Source organism: Streptomyces sp. NPDC094143, assembly GCF_040303825.1.
Classification (GTDB): Bacteria; Actinomycetota; Actinomycetes; order Streptomycetales; family Streptomycetaceae; genus Streptomyces.
Genome location: NZ_JBEOTZ010000006.1, coordinates 66,462 through 91,319, shown reverse-complemented (window position 1 = coordinate 91,319; position 24,858 = coordinate 66,462). Strand labels below are relative to the sequence as shown.

The following is a 24,858-nucleotide window of genomic DNA, read 5'->3' as shown; positions in this document are numbered from 1 at the left end:
CATGGAGAAGGCAGTGAACGAGGGGCCGCACCACGAGGTGCGCGACGGGGTCTGGTCCGGCAGCTGGGTCGCCGAGCGGCTCGGCGTCGAACTCGCCGGTGACGACCGGCTGACCGATCTGCTGGGACTGGCGCTGCGCCGCAACCCCAAGCGGGCCCACCTGCTGGTGTCGAACGTGCTGGGCAAGCACGTGCCGCAGTCGCCGTCCGTGGTCTACGGACAGGGTGTGGCGCTCGGCCGCCGGGTGCGGGAGCTGCTGGGCGACGACGAGGCCCGCCGCGCGGTCGTCCTCGGCTACGCGGAGACCGCGACCGGCCTGGGGCACAGTGTCGCCGACGGCCTCGGCCTCGCTCCGTACCTGCACTCCACCCGCCGCCCGGTGGCCGGGCTGGCCCCGGCCGGCGGCTTCGAGGAGGCCCACTCGCACGCGACGTCGCACCTGCTGCTGCCCGAGGATCCCGCGCTGCTCGCCGGCGACGGGCCGCTGGTCCTGGTCGACGACGAGTTCTCCACCGGGAACACCGTGCTGAACACCGTCCGGGACCTGCACGAGCGGTATCCGCGGCGGCGGTACGTCGTGGTGGCGCTGGTCGACATGCGCTCGGCGGCGGACTCCGGCCGGCTGGAGGACTTCGCCCGCGAGATCGGCGCGCGCGTGGATCTCGTGGCAGCGGCCTCGGGGACGGTGCGGCTGCCCGAGGGGGTGCTGAAGAAGGGGCGCGAGCTGGTGGCGCGGTACGAGGAGAGTGCGGCGACGGGACGTGTGTCGTCCGCCGCGCCGGGGCCGGTCGCCCCAGGGGCGCGGGGCACCGCGCGACCGGCCCCCACCGGCCCGCACCCGGACCACGGAGGCACCGGCCCCCACGCCACCCGCGTGGACCTGCGCTGGCCCTCCGGCCTGCCGGACGGCGGGCGGCACGGGTTCACCCCCGCCCACCGGGAGCGCCTGGAGGCCGCCCTGCCCGCCATGGCGGCCCGGATCGCCGAGGCACTGCCCGCCGGGGCCCGGCGCGTGCACGTCCTCGGCTTCGAGGAGCTCATGTACGCCCCGCTGCGGCTCGCCGAATCCCTGGAGCGCATCACGGACGCCGAGGTGCGCTACTCCACCACCACCCGTTCGCCCGTCCTCGCCGTGGACGACCCCGGCTACGCGATACGCACCCGCCTGGCCTTCCCCGCCCACGACGACCCCGCCGACGGCCCCGGGGAGCGGTACGCCTACAACGTCGCCGGTGCCGGCTTCGACGCGGTCGTCGCCGTCGTCGACTCCGTAGCGGACACCCCCGCGCTGCACGCCCCCGACGGGCTGCTGGCCGGGCTCGCCGCGCACACCCCCCGGGTCCTCCTCGCCGTCGTACCGTCGTACGTCCCCGAGCCTCCGCGCGCCCCCGAAAGGCCCTCCATGCTGCCCGAGCCCCTCCGCGGCCCCGCCTTCTCCTCGTACGCGTTCGAGGAGGTCGGCTGGCTGCTCCAGGACCTCTCGGACGTGACGCTGGAGGCGCCGACCGAGGAGCGCGAGGAGGCGATCCAGAGCGGCGGCGCGCACTACGCCGAGTCGCTGCCCGTGGAGTACCAGCCGACCGAGCAGTACCAGGAGCTGTTCCACGCCGCGCTGCAGGAGTCGGCGGCCCGTATCGCCCGGGCGGTCGGTGTCGTCACCGAGACGGTCCTCGCCGAGCGGTCCCCGCGCCCGGTCCTGGTCTCCCTGGCCCGGGCGGGCACCCCCGTCGGCATCCTCATGCGCCGCTGGGCGCAGCACCGGCACGGCCTCGACCTGCCGCACTACGCCGTGTCGATCGTCCGCGGCCGCGGCATCGACGCCAACGCGCTGCGCTGGCTCGCCGCACACCACGACCCCCGGGACGTCGTCTTCGTCGACGGCTGGACCGGCAAGGGCGCCATCACCCGCGAACTCGCCCAGGCGCTGACGGAGTTCGAGACGTCCGACGGCATCACCGGCTTCGACCCGGAGATCGCCGTCCTGGCCGACCCCGGCTCCTGCGTACGGACCTACGGCACCCGCGAGGACTTCCTCATCCCCTCCGCCTGCCTCAACTCGACCGTCTCCGGCCTGATCTCACGGACCGTGCTGCGCGCGGACCTGGTCGGCCCGCACGACTTCCACGGCGCGAAGTTCTACCGCGAACTCGCCGCCACCGACGTCTCGGTGGCGTTCCTGGACGCCGTCTCCGCCCGCTTCCCCGAGGTCACGGACGCGGCCTGCGCCCAGGCCAAGGAACTGCTCGCCACCGACCGCACGCCCACCTGGGAGGGCTGGAGCGCGGTCGAGCGCATCAGTGAGGAGTACGGCATCCACGACGTCAACCTCGTCAAGCCCGGCGTCGGCGAGACCACCCGCGTGATGCTGCGCCGCGTGCCCTGGAAGGTACTGGCACGCGCCGGGGCGGGCAGCGACCTCGACCACGTCCGCCTGCTCGCCGAGCAGCGCGGCGTGCCCGTCGAGGAGGTGGCCGACCTGCCCTACACCTGCGTCGGCCTGATCCACCCCCAGTACACCCGGGGCGCGACCGGCGCCGACGGCAAGGCGGTGACGCTCTGATGTCCGTGATCGTCGCGAGCGACCTCGACCGCACCCTGATCTACTCGGCCGCGGCCCTGGCGCTGACCATGCCGGACGCGCGGGCACCCCGGCTGCTGTGCGTGGAGGTGCACGAGAGCAAGCCGCTGTCGTACATGACCGAGACGGCGGCGGAGCTGCTGGCCGGACTGGGCGACGCGGCCGTGTTCGTGCCGACGACGACCCGGACGCGCAAGCAGTACCAGCGCATCAACCTGCCCGGCCCCGCGCCCACGTACGCGATCTGCGCGAACGGCGGCCACCTCCTGGTCGACGGCGTGTCCGACCCCGACTGGCACGCGCAGGTGACCGCACGGCTGGCCGACCAGTGCGCGCCCCTGGACGAGGTGCAGGAGCACCTGCTCAGGACCGCCGACCCGGTGTGGGTACGCAAGCACCGCGTCGCCGACGACCTGTTCGCCTACCTCGTCGTCGAGCGCGAACTGCTGCACGAGGACTGGGTGAAGGAACTCGCGGTGTGGGCGGAGAACCGCGGCTGGACCGTGTCCCTCCAGGGCCGCAAGATCTACGCGGTGCCCAAGCCGCTCACCAAGAGCGCGGCCATGCGGGAGGTCGCCCGGCGGACCGGCGCTGGTCTCACGCTCGCCGCCGGGGACTCCCTGCTCGACACCGACCTGCTCCTCGCGGCGGACCACGGCTGGCGGCCCGGCCACGGGGAGCTGGCCGACACGGGCTTCACGGCTCCCTCGATCAGGGTGCTTCCCGAGCGTGGCGTGCTCGCCGGGGAGCGGATTCTGCGGGAGTTTCTGAGGGCGGTGCAGGGCGCCTGAGAACTCGGGTGTCCTGGTCGTCGTGCGGGTGCGGCGCCGTCGTGGCCGTTCGCGCAGTTCCCCGCGCCCCTTCGGGGCGCCGTCGCAGGCGTACCGCGACGAACACCACCACCGCCAGGACCACGACGGCCAGGACCACCTTGGAGTAGGTGGAGACGATGTCGGACACGGTGTGCCAGCTCGCGCCGAGGAAGTAGCCCGCGAGCACGAACACCGTGTTCCAGATCGCGCTGCCCAGGGTGGTCAGCCCCAGGAACACCGGCAGGCGCATGCGCTCCACACCCGCCGGCACGGAGATCAGACTGCGGAAGATCGGGATCATCCGGCCGAAGAACACGGCCTTGGTGCCGTGCTTGAGGAACCACGCCTCGGTCTTCTCGATGTCCGAGACCTTCACCAGCGGCAGCCGCTCCGCGATCGCCACCGTCCGGTCCCGGCCGAGCAGCGCGCCCACCCCGTACAGCGCGAGGGCGCCGATCACCGAGCCGGCCGTCGTCCACAGCAGCACGGCGAGCAGGCTCATCCGCCCGCTGCTGGCGGCGAACCCGGCCATGGGCAGGATCACCTCGCTGGGCAGCGGCGGAAACAGGTTCTCCAGGGCGATGGCGAGACCGGCACCCGGCGCGCCCAGCGCGTCCATGAGGTCGTTGACCCACTGCGGTCCGGCTTCCGCGGCGATGGCTGTCATGCCGCCACGCTAGGAAACCGGACCTGAAGGGAACCTGAGGAACCTGGAGCGACAGCGGGAAAGGGACCCCGGGGGATCGTCAGCCGCAGCAGCCGCCGCCGCAGCAACCGCCCCCGCCGCCCGCGCGGGGGGCCGGGGCCGGGGCGGCGGTGGAGCCGCCCACCGCGACGGTGGACAGGAGCTTCACCGTGTCGTCGTGTCCGGAGGGGCAGGCCGCTGGGGCGGAGGACTCCGCCATGGGACGGCTGAGTTCGAAGGTGTCGCCGCAGGTACGGCAGCGGTACTCGTAGCGAGGCATGGGCACAGGGTAACCGGCCCGGTCAGTGGCCCGCCGCTCCCCGTTCCTCGCGGATCAGGGCGACCACGTGGGCCACGGCCCGGCGTACCGCCTCCGTCTCCGTGAGGAAGTGCCAGTAGTCGGGGTGGCGGCCCTCCAGCGTGGCGACGGCGCGGTCCAGGCGGGCCACCGCGTCGTCCAGGGGGCGGGCGTGGCGCGGGTCGGGGGTGTTGCGGCCGGCCATCGCGAGGCGCTGGGCGTCGCGGATGGCGAAGCGGGTGCGCTCGATCTCCTGCTCGGGGTCCTTCTGCACGGCGTTCAGCCGGTGCAGGCGGTCGCCGGCGGCCGAGACGGCCTCGTCGGTGGTGTTCAGCAGGGCCCGTACGGTCGACAGGAGGGCGGTCGCGTCGGCCCAGCGCTGTTCGTCGCGGGCGGTGCGGGCCTCGGCGAGTTTCGTCTCGGCCCGGCGGACGTTCTCGGCGGCCGTGTCGGGGACGCTCTGCAGGTCCTGCCAGCAGGCGGCGGTGAAGCGGCGGCGCAGCTCGCTGAGGATCGGGTCGACCTGCTCGGAGCGGGTGGTGAGGGCCTGGGCGCGGGTGCGCAGGGAGACGAGCCGGTGGTCGATCTCGGCGGCGCGCTCCGGCAGCCGCTCGGCCTCGACCCGGACCGCCTCGGCCTCACGGGTGACCCGCTCGGCCCGCTCCAGGGTCTGCGGCACGCCGTGCCTCCCGGCGCCCTGGTTCAGCTTGGTGAGCTCGGGGGAGAGCGCGGCGAGACGGGCGGCGAGGTCGTCCGCCTTCAGGCCGGTGGCGCGCACCGAGTCGAGGGCGGTGGCGGCGGCGAGCAGGGCCTGGCGGGCGCGCTCGACCGCGGGGGCCAGGCGGGCCAGCTGCGTCTCGGCCTTGCCGAGCAGGGGGCCGAGGCCGTCGGCGAACCGGTCCAGCTCCTGCTTGACGCGGCCGAGCTCCTCCTTGGCCGCCGTCAGCTCGCCGCGGGCGCGGGCGGCGGCCGAGGCCTCCAGGTCGTCGCGGTCGAGGTCATGGGCGTCGACGGCCTCGATGTAGCGGTGGCTGGCCTCGTCGATGCGCCGGCCTAGGGCGTCGAAGTCGCCGACGGCGCGCCGGGCGGCCGGGGAGTCGTCGACGGCGGTGATCGTCTCGATGGAGATGCGCAGGTCGCGCTGGGCGGTGTCGAGTTCGTAGAAGGCGGCCGCGGCGGCGTCCTTCGCGGCCTGTGCCTCGGCCCGCTGGTTCTCGGCCCGGCCGCCGAACCAGCGGCGGGTGCCGCCGCCCGCGAAGGCGGCGGGCAGGACCAGCGCCGCCAGCAGCGGCAGGGTGACCAGGGCGAGCGTGTCGCCGAGCGGTCCGGGTCCGCGGGTGGGGCGGTGGCGCGGACGGCGTGCGCGCGACACCGACGGCGAGTACGGCTGCGCTGGTGTCGCCGTCACATCCCTCTCCCGTGCTGTCGTCCACCCTGCCCGGTGTCATTCTCCCACCGGTTAAGGACGAACACACGGGCCGGTTAGTTCGCCGTTCGGACCGTCACTTTGCCGTCGCCGGTGCGGGCGGACACCACATGCGCGCTGCTCTCGTCGCGGGGCACGGACACATCGACGCCGCCGTCACCGGTCTCGGTGGTCACGCGGTAGGTGGCGCGGGGCAGGTCGATGGTCACGGAGCCGTCCCCGCTGCGGGAGTCCACGCGGTCGGGCACGACGCCGAGTTCGAGGCGGACGGAGCCGTCGCCGGTGTGGGTGCGCACGTCGCGGGAGGAGACCTCCGCCCGGATGGAACCGTCGCCGGTGCGCATCCGCAGCGGGCCGGTGGCGCCGGAAACGCGGATCGACCCGTCGCCGGTGCGCAGCTCCACGGGGCCGGTGCTGTCGCTGACGCGGACGGAGCCGTCGCCCGTGCGGATGTCCAGCGGGTCGCGGAAGCCGCGGGCACGGACGCTGCCGTCGCCGTCCCGGACGTTCACGGTGATGCCGCGGGGCACCTCGATGCGGTGCCTGGCGGAACAGTCGGCGACGAAGCCGGAGCACTCCAGCCGCAGGACCAGCCGGTCGTCCTTCATGGTCCAGGTGACGTCGGGATCCTTGCCGAGGACGACCGAGCCCTGGAACCAGCGGGTGACCTCGATCTTCCCCCGCGGGTGGCCGTCCGCGGCGACGATCTCCAGGGCCGAGTCGTCGGAGTCGACGGTGAGGGTGCGGCCCTGGAGCGCGAAGGACTTGCGTTCGGGTTCCTTGTCGTCCCCGGCGGAGGCACCGCAGGCGCTGAGCCCGGCGACGAGGACGACGACGGCAGCGCCGAGGGTGGCTGTGCGGGCGAGGGGGGTGCGGCTGGTGCGGGTGGTGCGAGTGGCGCTGCTGGTGGTGGTGCCGGTGGTGCCGGTGGTGCCGGTGGTGCCGGTGGTACGTGTGGCGCGGGCCATGATGGTCTCCCCCTGGACGGACGACGGGCGCTCTCGGGCGCTCTACGACCGTATGGATCCAGGGCCCGCCGGGGGATCCGGGCGGCTCCCGGATCCGGGGTGGGGATAACCCCCGGCGGGACCCGCGACACGGGTTTGCGGGACCGTGCCCCGGGCCATGTAGGCTGTCGACTCGTCCTGGGCGCATGACCCGGGAGCCGGGTGCGTAGCTCAGGGGTAGAGCGCCTGCCTTACAAGCAGGATGTCGGCGGTTCGAAACCGTCCGCGCCCACGCAGGTCAGAGGCCCCTTACCCATCCGGTAAGGGGCCTCTCGTAGATCATTTAGGAGATTCTTAGGGGGCGGCCCCCGGCAGCGTCATCCGGAGTGCTTCGCGGCCACGCGCATCCCACGCTCCCACCGCGCCTCAAGCTGCCGCAGCCGATGCCTGCGCATCTCGGGCGTCACATGCTCGTAGGTCCCCTCAATGTCCTTCGGGACCCACCCCATCGTCAAGAACCGCAGCGCCCGATCCACCCCGTCGTCCTTCATCCACGTGTCGTGCGTGTGCCGGGCCCCACGCATCGTGAACCCCGGCAGGATCGGCGCCCACGCCTCCCGGCCGGCGAAGCCACGCTTCCTCTCGATCGCCGGCCGCCCGTCCGCCGCGGGCCGCAGCTGCGCGCGGGTGAAGTTCCCCCGCCGCCAGAACTGCCCGCCGGGCGTCGAGAACGGATGCTGGTGCGGCCAGGCCTCGATGTGCTCCGCGAGCAGCCGCACCAGGAACTCCGGCACATCCACCTCCCGCGCGCTGTACTTGTTCTTCGGCGGCCCCAGGTACAGCTTCACCACGTTCCTCGGCGGCTTGCGCCGGTTCGCCTTCCACCCCTTGGCCCGGTACTCCTCCAGGCGTGCATCCTCCGCGCGGTGCCACTCCTCAAGGCCCTCGGCGTCCAGCTCGAAGGTGTCCTCGTGCAGGGAGCCGACCTTGGCGTCGACACGGACGACGTGCCGCACGAACGGCTTGCCGTCGATGCGGTCCTCCCGCTTGAGCAGGCAGTTGTCCCGGTGCAGGCCGGCCAGCTCACCCCACCGCAGACCCAGGTAGCAGTCGGCCAGCGGCATCAGGGCGTGCACGCCGTCCAGCCGCCGGTGGATGCGGTAGATCTCGTCCGGCTGCGCCCACACCTCCTCTTCCTCCTCGTGGTGATCGGAGCCCACGATGATGCGCCGCCCGTACAGCTTGTTCGCCGGGATGTAGCCGGCGTCCTCCGCTCCGGACAGGATCGTGGAGAGCAGGCTGCGGGCCTGGGCGACGGTGTCCGGATCGTGCTTGCCGTGCGGCTTGGCGGCCCGGGTGGCCCAGGACTGCACCGCGAAGACGTTGTTCACCTCGCTGAGCGGGGTGTACTCCCACTCGGGCAGCAGCAGCTTGTCCAGCAGGTAGGCGCGGCTCGACTGGGTGCGGGGGCGCTTCTTGTTCGCCGTCTTCCAGATCTTGACCCACTCGCCGAACGGCGTCTGCAGCTTCTCCGGGGCGATCCACATGCCGGACCGGATCGCCGCCTCCTGCTGCTCGCCCCACTCCTCGGCCAGCTTCTTGGTCGGGAACCCCGGCTCACTGCCCCACGTGCCGTCGGGCTTCTTGTACCGGCAGCGCCACGTGAACTGCTTCGTCTGCTTGCCGTTTCTGACCTTGTAGACCTTCTCGGCGTAGGCCATCGCGTCCCCTCGTGCTCAGCTACTCGGCGTCTCGCTCGCCGTCGTGGTAGCCCTCGGGTACACGCTGCCAGTACGGAGATCGCTCCGTGTCGAGTCGGCTGAGATAGTCCGCGGCCCGCTGGCTGATCAGGTCGACGTGGCACTCGTAGATGATGCCGCGCGGGTTGTCCACGACACCGATGGCGAACCGGTCGAGTTGGTCAGCCGATCGCTTCCACAGGACGGGGATGACGGGACCGGGGGGTGATCCAGGCGGGCGGGGCGCCCAGCGCTGCGCCTGGTCAGTGAGGAGATCGGCCAGGTACTTCGGCCCGTCCTCGTGGATGTCACTCTCGTGCAGCCTAAACAGGCAGCCGCTGCCGTCTTCGAGATCGATGATCTCGGGTTCTATGTACTCACCCTCGACGCGCTCAACGTGCATGACCCACATACACACTTCCCCGATCCGAGCAGTGCCCCCCCTCGGTGACGGTGTGTCGATCGAAGCACACTTTTCAGTCACAGTCGACCATGTGAGGCCGAAACTGTGTCATGCCTCTTGCGGGGTGTCTGATTCGCCAGGGATTGCCTGGAGTTGGCGCCTCGTCTTGCGCCACTTGCTCCACAGGTCGTCCAGCTCATCCTCGCTCAGGCCATCTGCACCCTTCAGAACCACGATGATCCGCGTGTCGTCCTCCTCAGGTCCCAGGTGGACGACTGTGCTGTCGAGTGTGCGGCCGGAGCGCAACTCGTGGTCGATGGCCGGCGGGAGATCCGACTTCGGCAGCTGAGGTGCGCTCGCCGGATCGGGCACGGCTGTAGGTTCGCCGCCTTCGAGGATGGCGACGGGTGAAGTCTCGGTCCAGCCGACGAGGCGCGCGTAAGCGCGCATGGTCGCAGTCACCTTCGTGAAGGTGCTTCCACTCGGTAGGGCGCCCCGTTCGATGGCCTGGATCGTGGTGCGGCTGACCTCAAGCCGCTTGGCCACGTCTTCCTGTGTCAAGCCGCTGGCTTTGCGAGCCGCGGCGTAGAAGCCGCCGAGCTTTTCCCAGTCTCGCTCACGCGTCATGACCCTCATCATGCACTACTTGCAGTCAACCCCCTAGCCGACCGTCAGCCATTTGACCTGCAGTTGAGCTTTGAAACAGAGCTTTTGGGTTGCATGAGGCGCACAGGGCTTACCGGGCAGTACGGGGCGCACGCCCCGTTTCCGACGCTTGCGAGGCGAGCATTGGCGCGACACTGAGGCTTGCCTACCGCTCAACTAGCGGCTAGCTTCTAAAGCGTGAGACCGCACGCCTACGCCATAAGAGCGGCTCGCAAGGCATGCAATTTGAGCCTTGATCGAGTCCAAGAGCTGACCGGAATCGACAAGGGCCAGCTGTCCAAGGTCGAGAACGGCAAAGCCGGTCTGAGCGACCTCAACATCCACAAGCTCGCGGAGGTGTACGGCGTGCCCCACACCGCCATCACCCATGACGATCACCCCCAGGAGAAGCCGTGACCGCCCCCAGGGCCACCAAGACGCGGACCCCGAAGATCCGCGAGAACCTCCCCGCCCCGCAGACCGACGAGGGCCTCTACTTCCACTACACGCCCTACGAAGCGGCCCGCTGGGCACCGTTCTCGGGCCGCACCATCGCCGACATGATCGCCCGCCGCGAGATCGACTACGTCTTCAACGGCCGCGATAACTACCTCACCGGCGCCCAAATCCTCGCGCTCGTCGAGCGCTACACGGTCAAGCCGTTCGCCAAGACGGCCCGCGCGACCGTCGCCGCCTGAGCCGGCCCGCGCCGCCGCCTGAGCGGCAAAGAGGCCGCCCCCGAACGGCCAAGCACGGGGAACGGCCTTGATCCACCCCTGACGAACCTCACGAAACGAAAGGGGCTTCACGTGAAGCCATCATCCCAGACCCGAAGCGTGCAGCCCGACAGTGATGCTGCCGCCCTCCGCCGCTTCGCCAATCTCATGGATGAAGACGACGCCCGAACCAGCAGGGTGGGGATCCCCGTCTCCCACGGCCACTACCTGCTCAGCCAGGCTGTCAGCGGATCCAGCGACGAATGGGACGCCGAGTGGATTCGGCTCACGAAGACCGACTCCCGGCAGGCCGCGATCGAGTGGGCTCAGAGGGAGGAGTCGCAGCTTCAGCGGCTGATTCAGCTGGTCTACCCCGGCGGCGCGACGGCCTGCCCCAAGTCGGCTGCAGAGGTTCGCTCCATGGCCGACGCCATCGCAGAGGCCGCATCGACTGGCGGTGCGTCGTGAACGACCTGACCCCGTTCGACGCCATCACCGCGAAGCTCCCGCAGCTGTCCCCCTTCCAGGCCGCCTGGAACGAGGCGGAGGAGCTGCTCCGCGAGACGCACCCGGAGGGCTTCGAGGTCGAGGAGATCGGCCGTATCGCCTTCGACTGCCTGCCGGAGGAGGAGAAGCCGGCCGCACTGGACGCCCTCTTCTACTGCTGGTGGACCGCCCTGCAGTCCGACCGCGAGCGCCGCGCCGCCTTCGAGGCCATGGAGGGCCAGCGATGACCGACTACCCCGAGATCGCCCGCCACTTCGCCCGCGACTTCGCCGGGGCGACCCTCAAGACGCAGCGCGAGGACGGCCTCTTCCGGCACATCGAGTTCACCGCCCCGAAGTCGATGAACCGTCTCGTGCTGGTGACGTGGCCGTACAACCTGCTGGTGGCCGGCTCGCACGGCTCGTACCACTTCGAGCGGTACGGCCAGGACACCGAGGACATGTTCTGCTGGCTGCGCCGCCTGCGGGTCGACGCGGACTCGTGGGCGTCGAAGCTGGTCAACGGCCACGCCTCGGTGCGCGAGTACGACCGCGACCGGCTCGTGCGTCAGGTGAAGGAGCGTGTCGCTGAGGCCATCCGCGACGGATGGGCGCCGCGCGGCCTTCGCGCCGCCGTCCGCGAGGAGATCCTCGACAGCCACCTCCTCGACAACGAGGGCACCGCGCTGCAGCTGATCAGCGAGTTCGAGCACGGCGTGAAGTACCGCTCCGAATGCTCCTGCGGCAAGGGCGAGGACCACGACTCGTACAGCTCGGCCGTCTGTTGGAACGCCCTCACACACAAGGGCAAGGGCGACGCCCACAAGGTGAAGATCCGCCGAACCGAAGGCTTCGACTTCGACGACTTCACCGAGTGGTCCATCCACAAGCTCAGCTACCACTTCGTCTACCAGTGCCACGCCGCCGTCTGGGGCATCGCCCAGTACGACGCCGCCCGGAAGCAGGTGGCCGCGTGAGCGAGCAGCAGAAGAAGCAGCCCTCGGCTCCGACGGATCCGCGTGTGGGCCTGAACCCGACGGGCCGCCCGCGCCGGTCATCGGCCCGCAGCCGCAGGAAGCACGCCCGCCGCCAGGGAGGTTCCGCGTCGTGACCACGGACCTCAACGGCACGGTCATCGACCTGGACCGCGTGCAGGTCGCCCTGGACGGCTCCCGCTGGCTGTGGACCTGCGACATCTCCGACGCCGGCGACCCGCTCATGCAGCGCCTCAACGGGCCCATCTCCACCGTGCTGCCGCTGCCGACCGTGCTCGCCGCCCACGGGCCCGTGCTCGCCGAGCAGCAGCCGACTACCTCCGCCATGTACCGGCAAGTCCTGGAGGCGGCGTGACCGCCCCGGCGCACCTGTCGCCGACGGCCGGAATGTTCAACGCCCTGCTGCGCCTGTACATCCGCCGCGCCCGCCCGATCATCGCCGCCCAGCAAACGGCCGTCGACGAGGCGCGCAACCTCAACCACCGACTCACCACCGCCCGCGACTTCGCCGACACGGCAGCCGCCGGCTACATCGACCGCACCGGACTGGAGTAGACCGTGAGCACCTACCGGATCGAGTTCGGCCCGGCGTGGCCCGTCCCGCCGATCACCGTCGACTACAGCAACCGCAACCAGGCGGCTCGCACCGTTGCGGCCCACGCAATCCCGCACCTGAAGCCGAAGCTCACCGAGATGGGCCGTCCCGAGTTGGCGGACTGCTTCTTCCAGACCGACCGGGCTCTGACCGTCGGCCAGTTCATGTGGCTCAGCCTCGCGGGCGAGAAGGCCGCCGCATTCTGCCCGGCCCGCCTCACGCCGGTCACTGATGGCGGAGTCAAGTCGTGACCCTCAACGACCTGATACCCACCCTGAAGGGCCACGGCCGGCGCCGCGCCATCGACGAGGTGGAGCGGCTGCGGGAGCGCGAGCAGCAGCTGGAGACGGCGCTCGGCGCGGCGGGCGACGAGGTGGCGCTGCTGCGGTGGGACCTCACCGTCGCCCACCACCAGCTCGGTGAGGCGCAGGAGATCGTCGTCCAGCAGCAGGCCACCGTCGACTCCCTCACTGAGGAGCGCGACTACTGGCGCGACGAAGCCCTCGCCCTGAAGGCCCGCTTCGGCCCGCACCTCGCGGCCGAAGCCAACGCCAACCGGATCGACGTGCCGCCCATGATCCGCCCGATCGACGGGCCCGAAGACCAGGCCACCGGGCCCATCGACGTCCGGCCGCTCTGGGACGCCGTCGGTATCCGGCCCGTCACCGACCCCGGCCGCACCGCCTGAGCCACAACCGAAGACGGCCGCGTCGAGCAACCCCAGTGCTCCGCGGCAACCAGGGCCCGCCGCCAAGCGGCACCCCCCCTCCGCAGGCGGCGGGCCCATCCATCAGCACACCCTCAGGAGAGGCACATGAGCACAGAAACCACCACAATCCCGGCCGAGGTTGCCGCACACGTCCTGTCGCACTTCGGCCGCGGCGGCTACCCGGCCGGCGACTGGTCCGAATCCCTCATCACCCTCATCGACCGCGCCGACATGATCAACCGGGCCAAGCTCCTCGCCACGTTCCCCGACTACGGACGCGCCGTCCTGCTCGCCAAGTACGACGAGGAAGGCATCGCCACCCTCCAGCGGATCGCCCAGGGCGAGACGGTGGCCGTCGACTCCAACCCGAACGTCCCGTGGTGATGGCCACCGCGACCGCCCCCGAGGGCATCCTGCTCGGTTCCTTCACGCCCGGCACACCGGAGTGGAACGCGGCCCGTAAGGGTCTGTGCATCACGGCCACCGAGATCGCCGCCGTAGTCGGTCTATCGCCCTGGACGTCGAAGTTCACGCTGTGGCACAAGAAGGCCGGCCTGCCGTCCGCGCCGTTCGAACCGTCGCCGGAGATGAAGTGGGGCGTCCGCTTCGAGGACGACGTGGCCGAGGAGTTCGCCGAACGCCACCCCGAGCACCCGCTGCTGCACACCGGCACCTGGAAGCACCGGCAGCGTGAGTGGCAGCGCGCCACCCCGGACCGGCTGCACGGCGACAGCATCGTCGAGATCAAGACCGCCGCCTCCCCCGAGGGCTGGGGGCCGGACGGCAGCGACGAGTTCCCGGTGCACTACCGCTGCCAGGTGTTGTGGCAGCAGGACACGCTCGGGCTTCATCGGCCGGCTCGACTCGCCGTCCTGATCCTCCCCTACGACTACCGCGAGTACGTCGTCGAGTACGACGAGGCCGAGGCGAAGATCCTCCGCGACGCGGCCGAGCGGTTCCTCGACGACGTCCGCCGCGGTAACCGGCCGCCGATCGACGGCGCCACCGACACCTACCAGACGATCCGCGTCCAGCCGGACGGGATCGAGGACCGCGACGTCGAGATCCCCGCCGAGCTCGTCGCCCGCTGGGACCACGCCTACAGCGCGCTGGCCGCCGCCTCCGCCGACCTCACCCAGGTCCGCGGCGAAGTCCTCGACCTTATCGGCAACGGCCGACGGGCCGTCTGCGGCGACCGTCGCATCGCCTACCGCACCGTCCGCGACGGCGCGACCTACTCCCTCCACCCCTACCAGCAGAAGGAAGCCGCCTGATGCCCGACCGTCCCGACGAGGTGCGGCAAGTCGTCGTCCACCCCGCCGTGTGGCCCCACCTCGAAACGTGGCTCGTCGGTCGCGGCATCGAACTGGCGCTGCTGTCGCCCGCCGGTGAAGACCTCGCCACCTACGTCATGACGCCCATCAACATCACCGCCGGAGAAACCGCATGAGCCAGATCGGCAACGCCATCGAGAAGCGCGACCAGGGCCCGGCCGCCGTCATCGAGCAGTACAAGCCCGAACTCGCCCTCGTCGCCGCCAGCCACGTCAAGGTCGACACCTTCGCCCGCCTGGCTGTCGGCGTGCTCCGCCAGAACGAGAAGCTCGCCACCGCCGCCAGCAGCAGCCCCGGCAGCCTCATGAGCGCCCTCATGACCGCCGCCCGCCTCGGCCTGGAGCCCGGCACCGAGCAGTTCTACCTGCGCCCCATCAAGCGCAAGGGCGTCTGGGAAGTCCAGGGCATCGTCGGCTACCAGGGCATCGTCGAGCTGATCTACAACGCGGGCGCCGCCGATTCCGTCGTCGTTGAGGTCGTCAAGCGCAACGACCGCTTCGAGTACGTGCCCGGCCGGCACGACCGGCCCATCCACGAAGTCGACTGGTTCGGCGACCGCGGGCCCCTCGTCGGCGCCTACGCCTACGCCGTGATGCGCGGCGGCGCCGTCTCCAAGGTCGTCGTCCTCAACCGCAACGACATCGACCGGGCTAAGGCCAAGGCCGACGGTGCGAACACCGAGTACTCGCCGTGGCGCACCGACGAAGAGGCTATGTGGCTCAAGACCGCGGTCCGTCGCCTCGGTAAGTGGGTGCCCACCTCCGCCGAGAAGCTCGCCCTGCCGACGGCCGCAGCGTCCGACCGGCCGGCCCTCCCCGCGGCGCCCGTCATCGACGACACCGACCCCGACGACGAGGGCCCCATCGAGGGCGAGCTCGTCGACTGACCCTACCCGCCGGGGCGCTGGCCGCGCCCGAATCGCGGCCAGCCCCGCTACCCCAAGGACACCAGATGACGAAGCGTTTGTCTGTTGCCGAGCGGCTCGCGTCCACCGAGAAGGACGCCCTCCTCGACGACATCGCCCGCCACTCCGATTGGGACCGGTTCCTCGTCGAGCAGGCCGTGCTCCACTTCGGGGAGCGCTACATCACCTTCAGCTGCAACCAGATCCGCGAGCAGCTGCCGGAGCTGGGAAGCGGCTTCCTCGGCGCCGCCATCAACTCGCTGCGCACCGCCGGGATCATCGCCCACACCGGCCAGATGGTGCCGTCCACACAGGAGAACACCCACGGGCACCGCATAGCGGTCTGGACGCTCACCGCGAAGGGCCGACTGATCGCCGCCCGCCGCCGCGCCGCACGCACCCGGAGGACGGCCGCATGAACCTCGCCTGGCTCGTGCCCGCCGTCCTGATCCCCGGCTTCGTGATGGCCATCGTCACCATCCGGCGCGAGCGCCGCCACCTCCCCGCCGCCGCCGACAACCAGCCGCCCACCGACACCACCGACCTGTGGACCTGCCGCCGCATCAGCGCACTGCCCACCGCACACCGAAAGGAGACCAAGCCGTGAGCCGCTACGACTGGATGGAAGACGCCCTCTGCGCCCAAGTCGATCCCGCCCTGTTCCACGTCGACAGTGGTGGCAGCTACCAGGACGCCAAGAAGATCTGCGGCCAGTGCCCCGTCCAGCAGCAGTGCAGCAGCTTCGCCCAGGCCGTCGAGCAGGACGCCGCCCACAACTGGCGCTTTGGAGTGTGGGGCGGACAAGCCCCCCGCGCCCGAGCCGCCAGCCGCCGCAACGCCCGCCGCAGGGACACCCACGAGACGATCCTCCGCCTCACCGCCCGCGGCGGGATGGACGCCTACCAGATCGCCGACCACGTCGGCGTCGATGTCCGCACCGTCTGGCGCGTCACCGCCGCCAACCGCAAGCAGATGGGGAAAGCCGCATGAGCTACCGCCACGACAACGACGCGCTCACCGTCATGGACTGGTTTTGCGGCGCCGGCGGCTCCAGCCAGGGCGTGCACGCCGTACCCGGGGTTCGAGTCGAGCGGGCCGCGAACCACTGGAAGCTTGCCATCGAGTCACACGCCACGAACTTCCCCACCACCAGCCACTACCAGGGTGACATCCGGAAGGCCCCCGTCTGGGACTGGCCGGTGACCGACATCTTCTGGGCGTCCCCCGAGTGCACCAACTGGTCCGTGGCGAAGGGCAAGAAGCGGGACTTCGTCGGCGCCATGCAGGGCAGCCTCCTCGACCTCCTGGCCGCGACCGACGAGGACGACGAGCCGTCCGCCGAGGAAGAATCCCGCGCGCTGATGGAGGAGGTGCCGCTGTACCTGCGCGGCGTGCAGGAGCGCGGCGGCCTGGTAAAGGCCGGCATCGTCGAGAACGTCACCGACGTCCGCGCCTGGGACCAGTGGGACCGCTGGATCGGCGAGATCCACAAGCTCGGCTACCGGACGCGGATCATCGCGCTGAACTCGATGCACGCCAACCCGCGGTCCGTGCACGCGGCGCCCCAGTCCCGCGACCGCCTGTACGTGGGCTACTGGCACGAGTCCCTGGGCCGCGACCCGGACTGGGACAAGTGGCTGCGCCCGCGCGCCTGGTGCTCCGGCTGCGACACCTACGTCCAGGCCATGCAGGTGTTCAAGGACCCGAAGCGGGACATGGGCCGCTACCGGCAGCAGTACGTCTACCGCTGCCCGAACATCAGCTGCCGCAACCAGATCGTCGAGCCCGACGCCCTCCCGGCCGCCGCGGCGATCGACTGGTCCATCCCGGGGCAGCGGATCGGCGACCGGGCCAAGCCGCTCGCGGAGAAGACCATCAAGCGCATCGAGGCGGGCCTGCGGAAGTTCGCCCGGCCCGTGCCGATGATGGTCCCGGCCGGCGGCACATGGCGGGACGCGGCGGTCTCGGTGGGGGAGCCGATGCCCGCTCGCACCACCCGCGAGAACGACGCATTGATGGTGCCGCCGCTGATGATTCCCGTCGAAGGGCGGGACGGGAAGAGCGCCGCGTCCGCGCACGCCCCGCTGCGCGCCATGACGACCCGCAACGAGACCGGGCTGGCGTGGCTGCCGTTCATCGCCGAGCTCCGCGGCGGCGGATCCGTCGCCCGCCCGGTCACCGAGTCCCTCGCCACCGTCACCGCCTCCGGCAATCACCACGGTCTCGTCGCCCCGGCCATGCCCGCGATGGTGATGCGGAACAACGGCAGCAAGGGCGACGGCGGCGAGCACTGCACCTCGTCGGCCGAGCCATTTCGCACGATGACGACGGCCAGACACCAGTCGCTGCTCACGTGGGAGCACATGCTCGTGCCCTACTACGGCAACGGCGCGCCGCGGTCCGTGCACGAGCCGATCGGTGCCCTCACCACCCGCGACCGCTACGCCCTGGTGCGCGGCGAAGTCGACATCAACGACGTGCTTTTCCGGATGCTCGAACCGCACGAGATCGGCCGGGCCATGAGCTTCGCCGACGAGTACGTCGTCCTCGGCAACAAGCGGGAGAAGGTCCGACAGTACGGCAACGCCGTCACCCCCAATGCCGCCGAAGTCCTCGTCTGCGCCCTCGTCGAAGCCATCACCGGCCAGGAACTGGACCGGCACACCTCACCCGAGACGGCGCTGGCCGCGTGACCGCGGTCCGCCGGCCGCGCGCCGGACCCTGACCCGCCAGCACCGACAAGCCAACCGTCGCCAGCTCACCGAGAAGAGAGAACCCCATGGGCTACGAGCTCCGCCGCCAACTGCGCGAGGCGCTTGGGCCGGACATCACCGGCCTCCAGCGCGCGGTCGCGCTGGAGATCGCCGACGACGCCAACGAGCGCACGCGTGAGAGTTACGCCCTTCTTGAGGATCTGGCTCGCTGGACCGCGGCGAAGGACACGAACGTCGTCCGCAACGCCCTCAAGCGGTTGGCGGCGTCCGGCTGGGAGCTGAGGGTTCCTATCGGCAAGGGGCGGGACGGACGGGCGCTGTACGCGGTGCCTGGCCGGCGAATGACGTTCCGCATCCCCCGGATCGAAGGGGTAGCCACCGCTACCCCTAAGGAGGAGCGGGGGCTACCCCATGGGGTAGCCACGGCTACCCCTTACAGCCCCGAAGGGGTAGCCGTGGCTTCTTCAGGGGTAGCAGGGGCTCCTTCTGAAGGAGCCGGGGCTACCCCCTTCTCCTCAGACTCCTCAGACCCCTCAAGAAAGCTAGCTAGCGGGAAAGGGGGAGCGAGGGCTCCTAAGCCGTCGCCAGCCATCCCCGAATTCGCCCGCCCGCTCGTCGACCGGATCACCCACGCCGACGTACTCGTCCGCTGGGGTCTCAGCGAAAGCGAGTGGTTCCAGATCCACTCGCTGATCAAGAAGAGCGGCGTCGAAGCCATGGCCGCATTCGCCGTCAAGGTAGCCGGTCGCACCCCGGTCGAATCCGCACGCTACTTCCTCCCCGGCTGGCGCGACCTCCCGCCCCAGCCCGAACCCGACGCCAACGGCCGACCGCCTCTCCGCGCCGTCTCCGGCGGCTACCAGCCGTACCGCAACCCCACCGACCAATCCGTCTACGACGAGGAGCTCTGACATGCAGTACATCCCGCCGAACAACCTGCGAGGCGCCAACCTCGCCCCCCTGCTCGCCGCCCGCGGCCTCGACCCGGACTGGATCCAGCTGCACGACTTCGACCCCCACAGCCCGCAGAACGTCGCCCGCTACACCTACGCCGAAGCCGCCGGCCTGGTCCCGTTCCACTACCGCGCCGCGCTCACCTCGCTGCCCGAACTGCGCGCCTGGATCGACACGCTCGTCGGCACCGCCAAGCAGGAGCAGGACGAGCGGAACTCGCCGATCGCCTCCGTCATCCACGGCCCGTCGCTGCTGCTCCTTGGCCAGACCGGCGTCGGCAAGACCCACGAGGCCTACGGCGCAATGCGCGAGCTCGCCGTCACCGGCGTGTACGCCCAGTGGCAGGTGACCACCGCCGCCGACCTGTACGCCGCGCTCCGCCCCCGGCACGGCATCGACTCGGAGGCCGAGTTCCGCCACTACCGGGACGCCCGGCTGCTCCTCGTCGACGACCTCGGCGCCGAGCGCAAGCCCACCGAGTTCACGGAGGAGGTCAACTTCCGGTTGATCAACTACCGGTACGAGCGGCACCTTCCGACCCTGTTCACCTCCAACGCCGACGCCGGCACCCTGCGCGACCGCCTCGGCGACCGGGTCACCTCCCGGCTGCGGGAGATGTGCCAGCGCGTCGCCATCAAGGGCAACGACCGCCGGAGGACCGCCGCGTGACCACCGACACCGAGATGTGGGCCCCCGACGACCTCGCCCCCGCCGCGGCGCCCGCCATGCCCGAGCGGCCCCGCGACGTCGAAGCCGAACGCGTCCTCGTCGCCACCGCCATGCAGCAGCCCAACGTCGTCGACGAGCTCGGCGCCGAAGGCTTCGACCCCGCCGACATCACCACCGACGCCTACCGGTGGGTGTGGTGGGCCGTCGAAGAACTCCAGACCCAGTTCAAGGCCGGCGAACTCCGCCACCTCGCCGTCCACCGCCTCCTTGAGACGTGGCACGCCGACGGCCGCATGGCCACCCGGCCGCCCACCGCCGAGCAGCTCCTCGACCTGTACGGCCAGGCCCACCCCGGGGCCGCCTCCTGGTACGCCCGCCGCGTCACCAAGAAGGCCGTCGCCGCCCGGGTCGTCGCCCTCGGCTACGACGCCATCCTCAAGGGCGCCTCCCCGGCGTTCGACGAGGACCAGGACGTCGCCGCCATCCAGGCCGACCTCGACGGCGTCGTCCGCGCCCCCGACGACGCCGACATGGCCCCGATCGGCGACCTCCTCCTCGACAGCATCGAACGCGCCACCACCCCGCCCACCAACGAGCAGCGCATCCCCACCGGATTCATGGACCTCGACAGCCTCCTCAGCGGCGGCTGGGCCCCCGGCCAGCTGGTTGTCATCGGCGCCCGGCCCGCCATGGGCAAGTCGACGCTCGCCGCCGACTTCGCCCGCGGCGCCGCCATCCGCTACAAGATCCCCACCCTGTTCGAGTCGCTGGAGATGGGTAAGGACGAACTCTCCGACCGGATCCTGTCCGCCGAAGCCCGCATCGCCCTGCACCACCTGAAGAACGGCATCTGCACCGACGACGACATGCAGCGGGCCGCCCGCCGCACACCCGACATCGCCGCCGCACCCCTGTGGATCAACGACGGGGCCCTGCTGTCCCTGCCCGTCCTCCGCGGCAGGATCCGCAACCTCGTCCGCACCCACGGGCTCCGGCTCGTCATCGTCGACTACCTGCAGCTCATGCAAGCGCCGAAGGCCGAGAACAGGCAGCAGGCCGTCGCCGAGATCTCCCGCAACCTCAAGCTCATCGCCAAGGACTTCGGGATCACCGTCATCGTCCTCTGCCAACTCAACCGCGGCCCCGAGCAGCGGCAGGAGAAGAAGCCGATGGTGTCCGACCTGCGCGAGTCCGGGGCGATCGAGCAGGACGCCGACATCGTCATCCTGCTGCACCGCGAAGACGCCTACGACCGGGAGAGTCCCCGAGCCGGCGAAGCGGACCTGATCGTCGGCAAGCACCGCGGCGGTCCCACCGCGACGATCACCACCGCGTTCCAAGGCCACTACAGCCGCTTCATCGACATGGCGCAGACCTCATGAACCAGCCGAGCATCGAAGACATCGCCGCCATGCGCGCCGACGGCAGCCTCCGCGACTACTTCAAGTACCTCGCGAGTCAGGCCGCCAAGCCGGCGCCAAAGCCCGAGCCGCCCCTGACCGCGGTCCCCGACCCGGGCTACCGGATCACCCACGCCGGCGGCTGGCCCCTCGGCACCGCAGCCACCGGCCCCACCCCGCCACCCGACCAGTGCACGTGCGCCAAGTGCGGCGGCAACCCCGCCAGCCGCGCCACCCACCAGCCCCAGCGCCCCGCCGCCTAACACCCATCGAGGAGAACCCATGACCGCGATCCACGACCACGCCCGCCCCCTCCCGAAGACCACCACGCCACAGCACCGGCCCGTGACCATCGAGGTCGCCTACCAGGAGTGCTGGGAGCACGAGTGCGACGAGTTCTACACCGACGACGGCGACGAGATCCCCGGCAAGGAGACCTGCTCGCACTTCCACGAGATGGAGATTTGCGAGGCCTGCTCCGAGCCGCGGAAGGCCGAAGCGGACTCGTATCCGCCGGTCGTCGCGTGGGCCGACTGCCAGCACAAGCCCGCCGCCTGATGCCCGCCGCGCGTTGACGCCCGCCTGGCCACCCACACAAGGAGACACCGATGAGCACCGCCGAAGAACTCCGCGCCGCAGCCGAGACGCTGCGCCCGCTCGCCGAGGCCGCCCAGCATGAGCTGGAGACCGGCGACTACTGGAAGCCCTACAACCCGACCACCGCGTGGCGCGACGGCCTCACCAACGGCATGGGCGGCGCCTCAGGCGACCTCGCCGGTGCGCTTCCGCCCGCCGCCGTGATCGAACTGGCCCGCTGGCTGCAGTCGGCCGCCCGGGACGCCGTCGAGATCGGCCCCGATCCGCACGCCGTCGCCGTGGCCCGCGCGATCAACGCCGCCACCCCTGCCCCGTGACCGCAGACGGCCCGGCGGTGGAGCTAGCACCGCCGGGCCTGGTGACCACCGTACCCACACCCGGAAGGAACCCGATGACGTACCCGCCCGCCGACGACCGCCTCCGCCACCTGCTCGCCCAGCGGATCAACTGCCACGTCGACACGTGGAAGCTCGCGTTCTTCATCGCAGGGGCCATCGTCGACGACCCCGCCATCCGCGCCGAACTGCAGCGAGTTGCGGCGGCTCACGCTGCGGGCCAGCCGTGCGGGGACCGGAACTGCCGCTCGTGCTTCACCGCCGCCACCGCCTGACCACCCGCCCTGGCCGGCCGTCTCGCTCGGCCGGCCCCACCCCTGGAGGACCAGTGACCGACCAGACCGCCCCGCCTTCACGTCGCCCCCTGCTGCGGGTGACGACCCGAACCGCCGAGATCATCCGCCGCTGCTACCCCGGCCAGCGCCCCGAGGACGTCATGGACCGCGCCATGCGCATGCTCGCCACCGCCGACGGCAAGCTCACCCCCGACGGGCGCATCAAACGCGGCACCGGCGGACGGGTGCCGCGGCAGGGGAGGCGGCCGTGAAGCTGACCGCGCGCCGCCGACAGATCCTCACCCTCGTCGCGAACGGCCACACGAACGCCTCCATCGGCAGCCTGCTCGGCATCCACCCCGTGACCGTGAACCGGCACCTCGCCGACATCTACCGGCTGCTGGGCGCCCGCGACCGCGCCAACGCCGTCGCCATCGCGCTGGCCGTCGGCGAGATCGGCCCCGCCCAGATCCTCGTCCCCGACGCCCCGAGGGGGGCCGCCGCATGAGCATCCACGACTTCGCGCCCGGCCCGCGCTGCCGCAAGGGCCGCCCGTCGATGACGCCGGAGCAGCAGGCGCTCACCGACGAACTGTCCCGTCGGGCCGCCCAGATGTGGGCCGAAGCCGACGGCGAACTGTCCATCGCCGAGGCCGTCGAGCTCGCAGCCTTCCGCATGGGCACCGAATCGCCCCAAACCATCACAGATCCACGGAGTGAGTCGTGACCGTAGATTCCCACCCCAACGAACAGGCCCCAGGGACGGCCTCAGAGGCCCCTGAGAGCGCCTCAACCCCCGAAGTCGGTGTCTCGGGAGGCTCCGACCCCCTCAACGGGCCGCAGACGGGCACTGAGAGCCTCGACGGCGACCCACAGCCCCGCGGCGCCATCTACTGGGCCCGCAAACAAGCCGCCGAACGCGAAGCCCAGCGCGCCGCCGGCCGCCCCACCGCCGCAACGATCACCCAACAGCAACTCGACGCCCTCTACAACCAACTCGACCAGCTCCGTGAAGACCTCGCCGAGGAGAAGAACACCAGCGCCCGCCGGAAGCGCATCCTCGACCGCCGCCGCCCCGAACTGCAGGACGCCGAAGCCGCCGTCGAGCGCATGCGCGAGGCGGCCCAATGGCTCCGCCGCAACTATCCGGGCCTCACGCAGCTCCACAGCCGGCTCGACGCCGCACTCGACGCCGGCCCCAGCGTCGCCGAATGCGCCCAGGTCGACCGCGCCCACTGGACCGCCAAGTACGCCGGGGAGGGGCAGTGAGCGACCTCCACGCCCTTCGCCTCATCGACGAAGCCGACCAGGAGCCGACGTGACCTGGCCCGTGCTCGCCGCCGCGTTCGCCGCAGCCCTCACCGCCTGGCCACTCCTCGCCCGGCACGACCGGCAGGTGCGGAAACGGCGGCGAGCAGCACGCAACCGACAGGAGACGCCGTGATCCGCGAGACCAAGTTCCTCATCAGCCGCAAGCCCTACGCCGTCGACCTCGCCTCCTTCCGCCGAACGGAACGCCAACCCGGCAAAACTTGGGCCTGGTACACGGTCAACGCCGTCTGGTTCCGCGGCCGCAAGACCGAGCCCGTCGCCTGCATCGGAGACCTGCACACGCTCATCGACGATCCCGAGCCGACCGACGCCCGCCAGTTCCTGGAGCGCTACACCGACGGCCGATACGGCGGCGACTGCCACGGCCGATGGGACGGCACCTCGTACTGGGGCAACGTCACGCTTGAGCAGCAGGAACAGCACCTCGCGATCCTGCGGCCGATGCTCGCCAACTACCCGGCCCTGCCCGACGGCTACGACGGCTGGTGGACATTCCAGCCTCCCCGGTAACCCGCCGCACCCAGCCCCGCCGATAGCCCGCACCGCCCGCACCAAGGAGCCCGCCATGCTCGACGCCCCGTCGCCCCGTTGCGTGATCTGCCCGCGCCAGCTGCTCGACCACGAAACCGGCAGGTTCATTTGCCTGCCGTGCGAGCACCGCATCGACCAGGACCTGCGGAAGCTGGCCGGGCCCGCCGGGCTGTACGCCCGGCTCTGCCTGCGCATCCAGCCCGGCCGCGGCAGCGACGGGCCCGCCGTCTCGGGAACCCCCGGCCGCGCCATGCCCTGCAACGAAGCTGTGCTCACGATGACCGCCAACGGGGGCCTGGTGTCCACACTGGAGACGTGGGTCGAGGACTGGGCCACCTACGGGCTCGCCCGCCGCGGGGCCGGCGGCCGGCTCCAGCACCGCGTCGACACCGCCATCGCCACACTCCGCCTCAACCTCACCCGGGCCGCATCCCGTCATCCGGCGCTCAAGGATTTCAACCAAGAGATCGGGTCCGCCGTAAGGGCAGCTGAGCGCCTGATAACCGGAGAGCGCGCACCAAGGAGAGTTCCTGTTGTGTGTGGGTGCGGTTACGTTCTGAAGGTCACTCTCGATACCGACGACTGCAGTTGTCCCGGTTGCTCCACGGAGTATCGGCACGCCGAACTGATGAGTCTGCCAATCGCTGAAAGGAGTGCGGCGGCCTAGCTGAAGTAGCCCAATCGGCTGGCAACTCCTGGCAAAATAGAAACCCCGGATGCGGCGGCTACCGCACCGGGGCGAGCCGACTGTGAAGGAGTCGACATGGAACAGACTACCTGC

General features: G+C 71.0%; 40 protein-coding genes and 1 tRNA gene. 34 read left to right on the top strand and 7 right to left on the bottom strand.

All coding sequences use genetic code 11. The features are described from left to right. Position 1 precedes the first annotated feature (1 nt). Entirely contained in the window at positions 2 to 2,560 is a 2,559-nt protein-coding gene (locus ABTZ58_RS10285) for a phosphoribosyltransferase (RefSeq protein WP_351353139.1), read from the top strand. Then, entirely contained in the window at positions 2,560 to 3,369 is an 810-nt protein-coding gene (locus tag ABTZ58_RS10280) for an HAD family hydrolase (RefSeq protein WP_351353136.1), read from the top strand. The genes ABTZ58_RS10285 and ABTZ58_RS10280 overlap by 1 nt, the downstream gene beginning before the upstream one ends. Here the strand turns inward: ABTZ58_RS10280 and ABTZ58_RS10275 are convergent. From ABTZ58_RS10275 to ABTZ58_RS10260, 4 genes are all read right to left on the bottom strand, one after another. Further along, positions 3,290 to 4,057, bottom strand: coding sequence for a DedA family protein (locus ABTZ58_RS10275; protein ID WP_351353133.1), 768 nt, complete (start codon positions 4,055 to 4,057; stop codon positions 3,290 to 3,292). The genes ABTZ58_RS10280 and ABTZ58_RS10275 overlap by 80 nt on opposite strands. A 79-nt stretch (positions 4,058 to 4,136) precedes the next feature. After that, a complete protein-coding gene (locus ABTZ58_RS10270; protein ID WP_351353130.1) occupies positions 4,137 to 4,355 on the bottom strand; it encodes an FmdB family zinc ribbon protein in 219 nt (72 codons plus the stop codon). A gap of 22 nt (positions 4,356 to 4,377) precedes the next feature. Then, entirely contained in the window at positions 4,378 to 5,781 is a 1,404-nt protein-coding gene (locus ABTZ58_RS10265) for a hypothetical protein (RefSeq protein WP_351353127.1), read from the bottom strand. Positions 5,782 to 5,855: 74 nt separating this feature from the next. Further along, positions 5,856 to 6,767 (bottom strand): DUF4097 family beta strand repeat-containing protein, encoded by a 912-nt coding sequence (locus tag ABTZ58_RS10260; RefSeq protein WP_351353124.1) that lies wholly within the window; start codon positions 6,765 to 6,767, stop codon positions 5,856 to 5,858. Positions 6,768 to 6,966: 199 nt separating this feature from the next. Here ABTZ58_RS10260 and ABTZ58_RS10255 point away from each other — a divergent pair. Continuing rightward, positions 6,967 to 7,038: transfer RNA gene (locus ABTZ58_RS10255), tRNA-Val, on the top strand. Positions 7,039 to 7,123: 85 nt separating this feature from the next. Here the strand turns inward: ABTZ58_RS10255 and ABTZ58_RS10250 are convergent. The 3 genes from ABTZ58_RS10250 to ABTZ58_RS10240 all read right to left on the bottom strand — a co-directional run bounded on the left by ABTZ58_RS10250 (position 7,124) and on the right by ABTZ58_RS10240 (position 9,515). Continuing rightward, positions 7,124 to 8,467 (bottom strand): site-specific integrase, encoded by a 1,344-nt coding sequence (locus ABTZ58_RS10250; RefSeq protein ID WP_351353121.1) that lies wholly within the window; start codon positions 8,465 to 8,467, stop codon positions 7,124 to 7,126. A gap of 19 nt (positions 8,468 to 8,486) precedes the next feature. Next, positions 8,487 to 8,888 carry a hypothetical protein gene (locus tag ABTZ58_RS10245; protein WP_351353118.1) on the bottom strand — a complete coding sequence of 134 codons (402 nt, stop codon included), beginning with the start codon at positions 8,886 to 8,888 and terminating at the stop codon, positions 8,487 to 8,489. A gap of 108 nt (positions 8,889 to 8,996) precedes the next feature. Beyond that, on the bottom strand, positions 8,997 to 9,515 hold the full coding sequence (locus ABTZ58_RS10240; RefSeq protein WP_351353115.1) for a helix-turn-helix domain-containing protein: 519 nt from the start codon (positions 9,513 to 9,515) through the stop codon (positions 8,997 to 8,999). Between the two features lie 216 nt (positions 9,516 to 9,731). Here ABTZ58_RS10240 and ABTZ58_RS10235 point away from each other — a divergent pair, with 216 nt between their 5' ends. The 31 genes from ABTZ58_RS10235 to ABTZ58_RS10085 all read left to right on the top strand — a co-directional run bounded on the left by ABTZ58_RS10235 (position 9,732) and on the right by ABTZ58_RS10085 (position 24,744). Then, positions 9,732 to 9,950: a helix-turn-helix domain-containing protein gene (locus ABTZ58_RS10235; protein WP_351353112.1), complete on the top strand. Its 219-nt coding sequence runs from the start codon at positions 9,732 to 9,734 to the stop codon at positions 9,948 to 9,950. After that, positions 9,947 to 10,231, top strand: a complete 285-nt coding sequence (locus ABTZ58_RS10230; RefSeq protein ID WP_351353109.1) for a hypothetical protein — start codon at positions 9,947 to 9,949, stop codon at positions 10,229 to 10,231. Before ABTZ58_RS10235 ends, ABTZ58_RS10230 begins: the two co-directional genes overlap by 4 nt. Positions 10,232 to 10,369: 138 nt before the next feature. Further along, on the top strand, positions 10,370 to 10,717 hold the full coding sequence (locus tag ABTZ58_RS10225; RefSeq protein ID WP_351353106.1) for a hypothetical protein: 348 nt from the start codon (positions 10,370 to 10,372) through the stop codon (positions 10,715 to 10,717). Then, positions 10,714 to 10,983 carry a hypothetical protein gene (locus ABTZ58_RS10220; protein WP_351353104.1) on the top strand — a complete coding sequence of 90 codons (270 nt, stop codon included), beginning with the start codon at positions 10,714 to 10,716 and terminating at the stop codon, positions 10,981 to 10,983. The genes ABTZ58_RS10225 and ABTZ58_RS10220 overlap by 4 nt, the downstream gene beginning before the upstream one ends. Next, positions 10,980 to 11,711, top strand: coding sequence for a hypothetical protein (locus ABTZ58_RS10215; protein ID WP_351353101.1), 732 nt, complete (start codon positions 10,980 to 10,982; stop codon positions 11,709 to 11,711). The genes ABTZ58_RS10220 and ABTZ58_RS10215 overlap by 4 nt, the downstream gene beginning before the upstream one ends. Before the next feature lie 130 nt (positions 11,712 to 11,841). Further along, the gene (locus ABTZ58_RS10210) at positions 11,842 to 12,084 is read left to right on the top strand and encodes a phiSA1p31-related protein (RefSeq protein WP_351353098.1); all 243 of its coding nucleotides are present in this window, start codon (positions 11,842 to 11,844) and stop codon (positions 12,082 to 12,084) included. After that, positions 12,081 to 12,284 (top strand): hypothetical protein, encoded by a 204-nt coding sequence (locus ABTZ58_RS10205; RefSeq protein ID WP_351353095.1) that lies wholly within the window; start codon positions 12,081 to 12,083, stop codon positions 12,282 to 12,284. The genes ABTZ58_RS10210 and ABTZ58_RS10205 overlap by 4 nt, the downstream gene beginning before the upstream one ends. A 3-nt stretch (positions 12,285 to 12,287) precedes the next feature. Continuing rightward, positions 12,288 to 12,575 (top strand): hypothetical protein, encoded by a 288-nt coding sequence (locus ABTZ58_RS10200; RefSeq protein WP_351353092.1) that lies wholly within the window; start codon positions 12,288 to 12,290, stop codon positions 12,573 to 12,575. After that, entirely contained in the window at positions 12,572 to 13,012 is a 441-nt protein-coding gene (locus tag ABTZ58_RS10195) for a hypothetical protein (protein ID WP_351353090.1), read from the top strand. The genes ABTZ58_RS10200 and ABTZ58_RS10195 overlap by 4 nt, the downstream gene beginning before the upstream one ends. A 126-nt stretch (positions 13,013 to 13,138) precedes the next feature. After that, positions 13,139 to 13,417: a hypothetical protein gene (locus tag ABTZ58_RS10190; RefSeq protein ID WP_351353087.1), complete on the top strand. Its 279-nt coding sequence runs from the start codon at positions 13,139 to 13,141 to the stop codon at positions 13,415 to 13,417. Further along, the gene (locus tag ABTZ58_RS10185) at positions 13,417 to 14,307 is read left to right on the top strand and encodes a YqaJ viral recombinase family nuclease (RefSeq protein WP_351353084.1); all 891 of its coding nucleotides are present in this window, start codon (positions 13,417 to 13,419) and stop codon (positions 14,305 to 14,307) included. Before ABTZ58_RS10190 ends, ABTZ58_RS10185 begins: the two co-directional genes overlap by 1 nt. After that, positions 14,307 to 14,483: a hypothetical protein gene (locus ABTZ58_RS10180; RefSeq protein WP_351353081.1), complete on the top strand. Its 177-nt coding sequence runs from the start codon at positions 14,307 to 14,309 to the stop codon at positions 14,481 to 14,483. The genes ABTZ58_RS10185 and ABTZ58_RS10180 overlap by 1 nt, the downstream gene beginning before the upstream one ends. Next, the gene (locus tag ABTZ58_RS10175; protein ID WP_351353078.1) at positions 14,480 to 15,253 is read left to right on the top strand and encodes a recombinase RecT; all 774 of its coding nucleotides are present in this window, start codon (positions 14,480 to 14,482) and stop codon (positions 15,251 to 15,253) included. Before ABTZ58_RS10180 ends, ABTZ58_RS10175 begins: the two co-directional genes overlap by 4 nt. Positions 15,254 to 15,318: 65 nt before the next feature. Next, positions 15,319 to 15,690, top strand: coding sequence for a hypothetical protein (locus ABTZ58_RS10170; protein WP_351353075.1), 372 nt, complete (start codon positions 15,319 to 15,321; stop codon positions 15,688 to 15,690). After that, on the top strand, positions 15,687 to 15,878 hold the full coding sequence (locus ABTZ58_RS10165; protein ID WP_351353072.1) for a hypothetical protein: 192 nt from the start codon (positions 15,687 to 15,689) through the stop codon (positions 15,876 to 15,878). The genes ABTZ58_RS10170 and ABTZ58_RS10165 overlap by 4 nt, the downstream gene beginning before the upstream one ends. After that, positions 15,875 to 16,261 carry a WhiB family transcriptional regulator gene (locus ABTZ58_RS10160; RefSeq protein WP_351353069.1) on the top strand — a complete coding sequence of 129 codons (387 nt, stop codon included), beginning with the start codon at positions 15,875 to 15,877 and terminating at the stop codon, positions 16,259 to 16,261. The genes ABTZ58_RS10165 and ABTZ58_RS10160 overlap by 4 nt, the downstream gene beginning before the upstream one ends. After that, positions 16,258 to 17,964: a DNA cytosine methyltransferase gene (locus ABTZ58_RS10155; RefSeq protein WP_351353066.1), complete on the top strand. Its 1,707-nt coding sequence runs from the start codon at positions 16,258 to 16,260 to the stop codon at positions 17,962 to 17,964. Before ABTZ58_RS10160 ends, ABTZ58_RS10155 begins: the two co-directional genes overlap by 4 nt. An 86-nt stretch (positions 17,965 to 18,050) precedes the next feature. After that, the gene (locus tag ABTZ58_RS10150; RefSeq protein ID WP_351353063.1) at positions 18,051 to 18,896 is read left to right on the top strand and encodes a hypothetical protein; all 846 of its coding nucleotides are present in this window, start codon (positions 18,051 to 18,053) and stop codon (positions 18,894 to 18,896) included. 1 nt (position 18,897) lies between these two features. Beyond that, on the top strand, positions 18,898 to 19,608 hold the full coding sequence (locus tag ABTZ58_RS10145; protein WP_351353060.1) for an ATP-binding protein: 711 nt from the start codon (positions 18,898 to 18,900) through the stop codon (positions 19,606 to 19,608). Beyond that, entirely contained in the window at positions 19,605 to 20,990 is a 1,386-nt protein-coding gene (locus ABTZ58_RS10140; protein ID WP_351353057.1) for a replicative DNA helicase, read from the top strand. Before ABTZ58_RS10145 ends, ABTZ58_RS10140 begins: the two co-directional genes overlap by 4 nt. Beyond that, the gene (locus ABTZ58_RS10135; protein WP_351353054.1) at positions 20,987 to 21,271 is read left to right on the top strand and encodes a hypothetical protein; all 285 of its coding nucleotides are present in this window, start codon (positions 20,987 to 20,989) and stop codon (positions 21,269 to 21,271) included. Before ABTZ58_RS10140 ends, ABTZ58_RS10135 begins: the two co-directional genes overlap by 4 nt. A gap of 19 nt (positions 21,272 to 21,290) precedes the next feature. Continuing rightward, entirely contained in the window at positions 21,291 to 21,566 is a 276-nt protein-coding gene (locus tag ABTZ58_RS10130; protein ID WP_351353051.1) for a hypothetical protein, read from the top strand. A 50-nt stretch (positions 21,567 to 21,616) separates the two neighbouring features. After that, entirely contained in the window at positions 21,617 to 21,922 is a 306-nt protein-coding gene (locus ABTZ58_RS10125; protein ID WP_351353048.1) for a hypothetical protein, read from the top strand. A gap of 74 nt (positions 21,923 to 21,996) precedes the next feature. Continuing rightward, on the top strand, positions 21,997 to 22,215 hold the full coding sequence (locus ABTZ58_RS10120; RefSeq protein ID WP_351353045.1) for a hypothetical protein: 219 nt from the start codon (positions 21,997 to 21,999) through the stop codon (positions 22,213 to 22,215). A 53-nt stretch (positions 22,216 to 22,268) separates the two neighbouring features. Beyond that, positions 22,269 to 22,487, top strand: coding sequence for a hypothetical protein (locus tag ABTZ58_RS10115; RefSeq protein ID WP_351353042.1), 219 nt, complete (start codon positions 22,269 to 22,271; stop codon positions 22,485 to 22,487). Continuing rightward, positions 22,484 to 22,723: a helix-turn-helix domain-containing protein gene (locus ABTZ58_RS10110; protein ID WP_351353039.1), complete on the top strand. Its 240-nt coding sequence runs from the start codon at positions 22,484 to 22,486 to the stop codon at positions 22,721 to 22,723. Before ABTZ58_RS10115 ends, ABTZ58_RS10110 begins: the two co-directional genes overlap by 4 nt. Further along, a complete protein-coding gene (locus tag ABTZ58_RS10105) occupies positions 22,720 to 22,941 on the top strand; it encodes a hypothetical protein (RefSeq protein WP_351353036.1) in 222 nt (73 codons plus the stop codon). Before ABTZ58_RS10110 ends, ABTZ58_RS10105 begins: the two co-directional genes overlap by 4 nt. Next, positions 22,938 to 23,483 (top strand): hypothetical protein, encoded by a 546-nt coding sequence (locus ABTZ58_RS10100; protein WP_351353034.1) that lies wholly within the window; start codon positions 22,938 to 22,940, stop codon positions 23,481 to 23,483. Before ABTZ58_RS10105 ends, ABTZ58_RS10100 begins: the two co-directional genes overlap by 4 nt. A gap of 49 nt (positions 23,484 to 23,532) precedes the next feature. Next, positions 23,533 to 23,658, top strand: coding sequence for a hypothetical protein (locus ABTZ58_RS10095; protein WP_351353031.1), 126 nt, complete (start codon positions 23,533 to 23,535; stop codon positions 23,656 to 23,658). Continuing rightward, positions 23,655 to 24,056, top strand: a complete 402-nt coding sequence (locus ABTZ58_RS10090) for a hypothetical protein (protein ID WP_351353028.1) — start codon at positions 23,655 to 23,657, stop codon at positions 24,054 to 24,056. Before ABTZ58_RS10095 ends, ABTZ58_RS10090 begins: the two co-directional genes overlap by 4 nt. A gap of 55 nt (positions 24,057 to 24,111) precedes the next feature. After that, positions 24,112 to 24,744 carry a hypothetical protein gene (locus ABTZ58_RS10085; RefSeq protein ID WP_351353025.1) on the top strand — a complete coding sequence of 211 codons (633 nt, stop codon included), beginning with the start codon at positions 24,112 to 24,114 and terminating at the stop codon, positions 24,742 to 24,744. Positions 24,745 to 24,858 lie beyond the last annotated feature (114 nt).

Excerpts from the sequence above, each read along its gene's own strand:
- ABTZ58_RS10245 (WP_351353118.1), bottom strand. The coding sequence starts at position 8,888 with ATGCACGTTGAGCGCGTCGAGGGTGAGTACATAGAACCCGAGATCATC.
- ABTZ58_RS10085 (WP_351353025.1), top strand. The coding sequence starts at position 24,112 with ATGCTCGACGCCCCGTCGCCCCGTTGCGTGATCTGCCCGCGCCAGCTG.
- ABTZ58_RS10150 (WP_351353063.1), top strand. The coding sequence starts at position 18,051 with ATGGGCTACGAGCTCCGCCGCCAACTGCGCGAGGCGCTTGGGCCGGAC.
- ABTZ58_RS10145 (WP_351353060.1), top strand. The coding sequence starts at position 18,898 with ATGCAGTACATCCCGCCGAACAACCTGCGAGGCGCCAACCTCGCCCCC.
- ABTZ58_RS10105 (WP_351353036.1), top strand. The coding sequence starts at position 22,720 with ATGAGCATCCACGACTTCGCGCCCGGCCCGCGCTGCCGCAAGGGCCGC.
- ABTZ58_RS10285 (WP_351353139.1), top strand. The coding sequence starts at position 2 with ATGGAGAAGGCAGTGAACGAGGGGCCGCACCACGAGGTGCGCGACGGG.
- ABTZ58_RS10170 (WP_351353075.1), top strand. The coding sequence starts at position 15,319 with ATGACGAAGCGTTTGTCTGTTGCCGAGCGGCTCGCGTCCACCGAGAAG.
- ABTZ58_RS10135 (WP_351353054.1), top strand. The coding sequence starts at position 20,987 with ATGAACCAGCCGAGCATCGAAGACATCGCCGCCATGCGCGCCGACGGC.
- ABTZ58_RS10215 (WP_351353101.1), top strand. The coding sequence starts at position 10,980 with ATGACCGACTACCCCGAGATCGCCCGCCACTTCGCCCGCGACTTCGCC.
- ABTZ58_RS10130 (WP_351353051.1), top strand. The coding sequence starts at position 21,291 with ATGACCGCGATCCACGACCACGCCCGCCCCCTCCCGAAGACCACCACG.
- ABTZ58_RS10185 (WP_351353084.1), top strand. The coding sequence starts at position 13,417 with ATGGCCACCGCGACCGCCCCCGAGGGCATCCTGCTCGGTTCCTTCACG.
- ABTZ58_RS10280 (WP_351353136.1), top strand. The coding sequence starts at position 2,560 with ATGTCCGTGATCGTCGCGAGCGACCTCGACCGCACCCTGATCTACTCG.
- ABTZ58_RS10180 (WP_351353081.1), top strand. The coding sequence starts at position 14,307 with ATGCCCGACCGTCCCGACGAGGTGCGGCAAGTCGTCGTCCACCCCGCC.
- ABTZ58_RS10165 (WP_351353072.1), top strand. The coding sequence starts at position 15,687 with ATGAACCTCGCCTGGCTCGTGCCCGCCGTCCTGATCCCCGGCTTCGTG.
- ABTZ58_RS10270 (WP_351353130.1), bottom strand. The coding sequence starts at position 4,355 with ATGCCTCGCTACGAGTACCGCTGCCGTACCTGCGGCGACACCTTCGAA.
- ABTZ58_RS10260 (WP_351353124.1), bottom strand. The coding sequence starts at position 6,767 with ATGGCCCGCGCCACACGTACCACCGGCACCACCGGCACCACCGGCACC.
- ABTZ58_RS10120 (WP_351353045.1), top strand. The coding sequence starts at position 21,997 with ATGACGTACCCGCCCGCCGACGACCGCCTCCGCCACCTGCTCGCCCAG.
- ABTZ58_RS10125 (WP_351353048.1), top strand. The coding sequence starts at position 21,617 with ATGAGCACCGCCGAAGAACTCCGCGCCGCAGCCGAGACGCTGCGCCCG.
- ABTZ58_RS10155 (WP_351353066.1), top strand. The coding sequence starts at position 16,258 with ATGAGCTACCGCCACGACAACGACGCGCTCACCGTCATGGACTGGTTT.
- ABTZ58_RS10275 (WP_351353133.1), bottom strand. The coding sequence starts at position 4,057 with ATGACAGCCATCGCCGCGGAAGCCGGACCGCAGTGGGTCAACGACCTC.
- ABTZ58_RS10240 (WP_351353115.1), bottom strand. The coding sequence starts at position 9,515 with ATGACGCGTGAGCGAGACTGGGAAAAGCTCGGCGGCTTCTACGCCGCG.
- ABTZ58_RS10175 (WP_351353078.1), top strand. The coding sequence starts at position 14,480 with ATGAGCCAGATCGGCAACGCCATCGAGAAGCGCGACCAGGGCCCGGCC.
- ABTZ58_RS10190 (WP_351353087.1), top strand. The coding sequence starts at position 13,139 with ATGAGCACAGAAACCACCACAATCCCGGCCGAGGTTGCCGCACACGTC.
- ABTZ58_RS10250 (WP_351353121.1), bottom strand. The coding sequence starts at position 8,467 with ATGGCCTACGCCGAGAAGGTCTACAAGGTCAGAAACGGCAAGCAGACG.